The sequence below is a fragment of the Rhizobium sp. SEMIA 4085 genome (assembly GCF_013004495.1).
GTDB lineage: Bacteria > Pseudomonadota > Alphaproteobacteria > Rhizobiales > Rhizobiaceae > Rhizobium > Rhizobium gallicum.
On the sequence record NZ_JABEPH010000352.1, the window covers coordinates 1 to 6290 of the forward strand.

A 6290-nucleotide genomic window follows, 5' to 3' on the forward strand; every position below is an offset into this window, starting at 1 on the left:
GTGTGCAGCCGCAAGCAACGCGCGCGGGATGAGATGCGTTTCAGGTTCATGACGCTCGGCAAGATCGCCCTGCGGATCGGCGCCGGCGGCATTGAAATAACGCAGCGACACGAAACGAAGGCCATAGGCGGCGGCATAATCCTCCAGCGCCATTTCGAAGATCAGTTTCGTGCGTCCGTATGGATTGACCGGCAGCTGAACCATCTCCTCGCGGATCGGCAATGCCGCCGGAATGCCATAGGTCGCGCAACTGCTCGAAAAGACGATGCGATCGACTTGCTGGTCCAGGCATGCTTCCAAAAGCGCAAGGCTGCCGGAAACATTGTTGCGATAATACTTGCGCGGATCTGCGACCGACTCGCCGACATTGGCATTCGCCGCGCAATGGATGACGCATACCGGCTCGAACCGGCCGAGCGCCTTTTTCAGGGAACCGACATCGGCGATGTCGGCATCGATCAACGGACCCCAGCGAACGGCATCCTGATGTCCGGTCGAGAGATTGTCATATGCGACCGGCGTGAACCCCGCGCCGGCCAGCGTCTTGCAGATGTGGCTGCCGATGAAGCCGGCACCACCCGTGACGATGATGTAGGGAGACATCTCATACGGCCTCCGCTACCTTTGCCGCGGAAAGACGTGCCTCGAAATATTCGATCGTCCTTCCAAGGCCGACTTCCAGCGCGACACGCGGCTGCCAGCCGAGTTTTGCCTGTGCCCGCGAGATATCCGGCCGCCGCTGTTTCGGGTCATCGGTCACCCGAGGCAGATGAACGATGCGCGAGCGCGAGTTCGTCATCTCGCGGATCACCTCGGCGAGCTGGCGCACCGGGATTTCGGCCGGATTGCCGAGATTGATCGGCCCGGTGCATTTCTTCCCGGCGTTCGAGAAACGAAGGAAGCCCTCGATCAGATCGTCGACATAGCAGAAGGAACGGGTCTGCGAGCCATCGCCGTAGATGGTAATGTTCTTGTTCTGCAGCGCCTGGACGATGAAATTCGAGACCACGCGGCCGTCATCCGGACGCATGCGCGGCCCGTAGGTGTTGAATATCCGCCCGACCCGGATATCGACGCCGTAGGTTCGATGGTAGTCGAAGAACAGCGTCTCGGCACTGCGCTTGCCCTCATCATAGCAGGCACGCGGACCGACCGGGTTGACGTTGCCGCAATAGCTCTCCCGCTGCGGGCTGTGCTCCGGATCGCCGTAGACCTCGGAGGTCGAGGACTGCACGATCGTCGCCCCGTTGCGCCGCGCGAGATCGAGCGCATTGACGGCGCCGAGCACATTGGTGAGCAAGGTTCCAACCGGATCGCGCTGATAATCGGGCGGAGATGCCGGAGACGCGAAGTTGAAAATCAGCGCCGCATCCACGTCAAACGGACTGCGAACATCGTGCTCGATGATCCGAAAACGTGAAAATGGCCGGAGATGGTGGACGTTGGATCGGCGGCCGGTCGAGAAATTATCCAGACAGATAACTTCGTGACCGCCCTTGAGAAGCCGCTCGCAAAGATGGGAGCCGAGGAATCCCGCGCCTCCGTTGACGAGCACTTTCTTCGGTGTCCGGCCCGATAGATTATCATAACCGGAACATATTTCGTTGGGAACGAAACTACGCATTACAAACCCCTTCCCAATAGGACCAAGAACACTGATCCTTATTTTTTAATAGATCTCCTTCAGTCTCCAGATTTACTCCGAAGCAAAATAGATAAATACTTGAGTTATCCGAGTAGATTTTGGCCTGACTCGCCAATTCAAGTCTATCTATGGTTGATGATATTAGGCTTTTATATTAGGTCAATACGAAAAGAGTGGGCTATGTCGAATTGATTACTCTTCTAATACAGTTGATATAGGCGTGTTTAATCCTGCTTAACCATGTTGGATTTGACTATAAAATCGACAATGCAAGCTTCGCTCAACCAATACGTTCTAGACATGGGAGCGGAAGGCAGGCAAAAGGCTGCCTTGTTGAGGGGAACGAGCGATGCGGAACTTCGATTTCACTGGAATGCGGACGTCGGATGCCGTCCGCAGGACTGCGCTAGCCTTTGGGCTGATGCTCATCGCTGCAGGACCGATTTCATGTGCGGCCGTCGATGACGACCTGCCACTTGCGTCCAATCCAAAGCCGGCAAAAACCGTGGTCACCAAAGTGCCGCGCAGCAGCAAGGTCTACAGCTATGCGGTGGCGAGCAACAAAACGGCAGCGCCAGTGAGCGCGGGGTCCAAGGTTTATTATGGGTCCGCGCCCTGGATCTGCACGCCGAGCGGGTTTGGCCAGAAGTCGCGCTGCTTCGCGCGACCGGCCACCTGACGACCCTGAGGATCTAGTTTCGCCACCTGCCCGATGCGTTGCCGGCTTCATTGTTGAAGAAGCGTGAAGCGGCTTCAGTGCGGTTGCGGACATTCATCTTCTTATAGATGTTGCGTACGTGAACCTTCACCGTGTTTTCGGAAAGGTGCAGCTCATCGGCGATGATCTTGTTCTGCGTACCCTTGCAGATCAGATCCAGGATCTGCACTTCGCGGGTGGTGAGCGCGGTGACATCGCCTTGGCGAAGCCTCAAAGTGCCGGCACCGGCTGCAGCAACCGACTTCGTCTCGTAAAGCGATTTCTCCGGCTGTGCGCCCGTGAGCCGGTTAAGCAGCGCCGATGGGAAATGCTCGCCGCCCTTCATCAGAAGGTCGACCGCCGCCATGAACACGTCGAGGCGGAGATTGAGCGGCAGCACGCCATCGATGACCCGCGCTTCGACCAGCCGGTTTATATAGGGCTCCAGCATGTCGATCGCCTCGACCACGAGACCGATCGACGTCGACGGGTGGTTTTCCCGCACGACCTGAAGCGCCTCGTTCAGTTCGGGGCTTGCTATATGATAGAAGAGTACGAGCTTGGCGTCATTCGCGTCGTTTTCCAGCATGGCTTTCGAGTAGCCCTTGCTGACCACTTCGCAGCCTGCGAATTTCTTCGCCAAAGCCTCTGCCAGGCATTCGGAGAATAAATCCGCATTTGCAATGACCAGTATTGTATCTCCGGCCGGGCCGAACTTTCGGCTTTGGTCGGCATCCCCCGTCTTCGACGCCGTCATGAACATTTACGCCTCCCCATAGCGTTACACGTTACAGATGCTTTGGGCGATACTGTGAAAACACCCAAAGAGGTGTGCCCTAAAAATTTCCGTCTTAGTTAGTTAGCCATTTCTTAATTATGGTAATATGAACAGATACGAAAATAAATGGCCCAAATGGGTTAGTTTTTGCAGATTTAAAGTGATATTTCCTATTGTTCTGGTTGTATCGGCGTAAGTACAGCTAACTTGTGGGCTATATGTTCCAATATTTTTGCCTCGAAATGGTATTTGTGTGTCATTATAGACGACAGACTATTTTTGGTATTTTACCTTCTTGGCAGCGAACTAAGAAGTTACTTATAAAAACGTTCTGGCCGCAAAACCAGCAAACTGAACCTTCGGAACGCCAGGCCAGCGGCCTCTGCGGAATCAGTATGCGCGGGCGCCACTGGATGCCCGAATGCTTCGCTGATCTATTTTCCATGATTACTTCCGGCTGCTTCCAGTAATTTCTGATTCGCTAGCCCGAATTGGTATCTATCAACTAAATATTTTCTCGGCCACAGTCGCATCGTTGCCAAATGGCGACATGGGAGGCGTCGAATACCACCTAGTGTCTGCGGTATCGCGGCGCCTTAGCTGGGGTAACTCAAAGAAATACGTGCATCAAGTCTGCAATCTTACAATTGCGGATCAGGATACCTGCGCATTTGTACTTAGTAACGCGCAGTTCAACGAGGGTTTGATCTACAAACCGGAACATCAAACGCAGGTGACAAGGTAGTGCTTACATCTGCCGATCTGTAACAGTATCGGAGCAAGCGCGAGCAAAATCCCGTTGAGATGAAAGGGATTTCGAAAGCTGCTCCGAATTTTTTTGGAGAAATGCGAAATGAGCTACAATTATCCGAATGGTGGCGACGAGATCGAAACGAATGTCGGCGCACTTGCCGACGGCTTCGCCAATACTGCCATCAATGATACTGACGTAGATGACGGCTCCACGGGCTATGTCGGCGGTGTGGCAAACGGCGACAACCGCAACAACAGCGACAGCAGCGTCGATGTAGACGTGGACTCCAAGATCGATGTCGATGCCAACAACGGCGACAACCGCGACAACTCATACGACTGGAGCTACGACAGCAAGTCGTACAGCGACAACGACAACATCACCAACACCAAGACGACCACGATCACTGATACGGACGTCAAGACCGATTACGACTGGAGCTACGACAGCAAGTCTTACAGCGACAACGACACGTTTACCAGCACCAAGACGGACACCGACATCAAGACCATTACCGATACCGATATCAAGACGATCACCGATACTGACACCGATATCAAGACGATCACCGATACCAACAGCCACAATACGACGACGACCGACAGCTTCAACAAGACGGACACGGACTTCGCCGTTCTTGAAGACGTCAAGGATTTCGACAACCTCGGGATCGCCGGCGGCAACCTCAACATCGGTGACAACTTCTCGTTCACGCTTGATGTCGACAACATCCTCAACGGCTCGCTCGGTGCTGGCGGCAACGGCTTCAGCGCTGTCCAGGCCAATCATCTAGCCGACCAGGACAGTGCCTGGAACATCAAGATGGACAACGAAGGAGCCCGCAACCATCTCGAAGCGGATGGCGGCAAGGCCTTCGGCTCGGAAGGCATCGACATCGACGGTGCCGGCTGGGCAGGCGGTGCAGGCGACGACATCACCGGCACGAGCACGGCAGACGCTTCGGCGATCATTGCCAATTCCGGCTTCCATCTGGAAGTCGTTCAGGGCGCCAATCTGCTCTCCAACACCTTCGACAGCAGCGTCGTAGGCGGCAACCTGGCGGGAGACGACGCCGACTCTGGAGCCTGACCTCCGACCAGTGCGGAAACAAACAAACTGCACCGGCATTCCGCCGGTGCAGTTTGGTGGCTTGAGAAGCGGCTGAGATGAATAGCTCGTCATCGATGAGTTTGCTGCCTTTCGGGCCAGACACCGTGTTGAACGGGAGGGGCCGTCATGCATGCAGAGAAGATTTCGGAAATCGTTGCCCATTTCATCGGCTTATTCGGCGCTGCAACCGACGAAGCGCGGATGCGAAGCAATTACCTGGACGGCGCCCGTCCGCGCGAAGCAGATCCTTCGCTGTCCGAGGACGAAGCTTTCAGCCCGGCCTTTATTTCGAACCTTGAGCTGAAAGATTACGATCCAGGCGTCGATTACCGATCCGTCAGCTACGATATTAACTACGCAGAACCGCGCCACTTCGGCGGCGTGTTCGAAGAGACCCTGAAGAAGCTGGCCGAGATTGCATCGCGCGATCTCAGCGCTCCACACTTCGGGGCCAATATCTACCTTCCCGGCGAGGAGGAGGAAGAAGAACTCGAAGTCTTCCAGGGACCAGGCTCGGTCATCAGCCATGTCGCCCAGGCGAATATGCTGATCGACGACGACCACCTGAATATGACCGGCGATCAGCCGCAGCTGCGCGACACGAGCTTCGTCACACACCGCCTCATGGAATTCAGCGAGAAGGCGGACGCCTTTACGCCCTTCTCTTCCTATGACCGCGTCGATACGCAGGAGGGCCTGCGGGCGATTGCCGACGATATCCACGAGTACATCCAGGCGGCGCGCGAGAGCAGCGCCACGACGACGGAAAGCGGCGAACCGCAGATCATCGTACTCCCAGACAACCATATCGACGGCATTAGTACTTATAGTTATGTAAATGGTCAGCTCGTCGAAGAAGCGCCTTCGATCGACGACTTCATGCCCGACCGCGGCATCGCAACGCCGCCCACGGAGCCTGAGAAAAGCGACGTACCCGTGGAACAGGACGGCGGCAGCGAAAACAGCCTCGATGTGGCCGCAGGCGCGAATGTGCTTGCAAACGTGGTGGAGATCACCGAGACGGCAATCATATCGCCCCTTACCGCCGTGATGGGCAACTACCATCAGATCGATGCGATCTCGCAGTTTTACGTCTACAGCGATCGCGACGAGATCGCTTCCGTCTTCAATCGTGACGATAGCGCGACGACCGTTGCAAACAACATCGCGATTTTCGAGCGCAGCACTTACGACGACGGAAAACCGGACACAGCAGAACCGGCGGCTGAGACGATCTTTCCGACCGCATGGCGTGTCAGCGTGATCGAAGGCGATGTTTCCTTCGTGAACTGGATCGAGCAGTATC

At 55.6% G+C, this 6290-nt stretch carries 5 protein-coding genes and 1 pseudogene; 3 read left to right on the forward strand and 3 right to left on the reverse strand.

Going from position 1 to position 6290, the window contains the following annotated elements:
* Both C9413_RS26040 and C9413_RS26045 read right to left on the reverse strand, forming a co-directional pair.
* Nucleotides 1-603 (reverse strand): NAD-dependent epimerase/dehydratase family protein (locus C9413_RS26040; protein WP_170251096.1); only part of this gene is annotated, 603 nt, incomplete at its 3' end.
* A 1-nt stretch (nt 604) separates the two neighbouring features.
* Complete coding sequence (locus C9413_RS26045) at nt 605-1624, reverse strand: UDP-glucuronic acid decarboxylase family protein (protein ID WP_039844731.1); 1020 nt, start codon at nt 1622-1624, stop codon at nt 605-607.
* 370 nt (nt 1625-1994) lie between these two features.
* Here C9413_RS26045 and C9413_RS26050 point away from each other — a divergent pair, with 370 nt between their 5' ends.
* Complete coding sequence (locus C9413_RS26050; RefSeq protein WP_052451512.1) at nt 1995-2324, forward strand: hypothetical protein; 330 nt, start codon at nt 1995-1997, stop codon at nt 2322-2324.
* Nucleotides 2325-2337: 13 nt separating this feature from the next.
* Here C9413_RS26050 and C9413_RS26055 read toward each other — a convergent pair whose 3' ends face one another.
* Nucleotides 2338-3105, reverse strand: a complete 768-nt coding sequence (locus C9413_RS26055) for a response regulator transcription factor (protein ID WP_039844730.1) — start codon at nt 3103-3105, stop codon at nt 2338-2340.
* Between the two features lie 868 nt (nt 3106-3973).
* On the opposite strand from C9413_RS26055, the gene C9413_RS26060 reads away from it, so the two are divergent.
* Both C9413_RS26060 and C9413_RS26065 read left to right on the forward strand, forming a co-directional pair.
* A complete protein-coding gene (locus C9413_RS26060; protein ID WP_039844729.1) occupies nt 3974-4963 on the forward strand; it encodes a hypothetical protein in 990 nt (329 codons plus the stop codon).
* 147 nt (nt 4964-5110) lie between these two features.
* Nucleotides 5111-6290 (forward strand): annotated as a pseudogene (locus C9413_RS26065) (hypothetical protein); the annotation flags it as partial.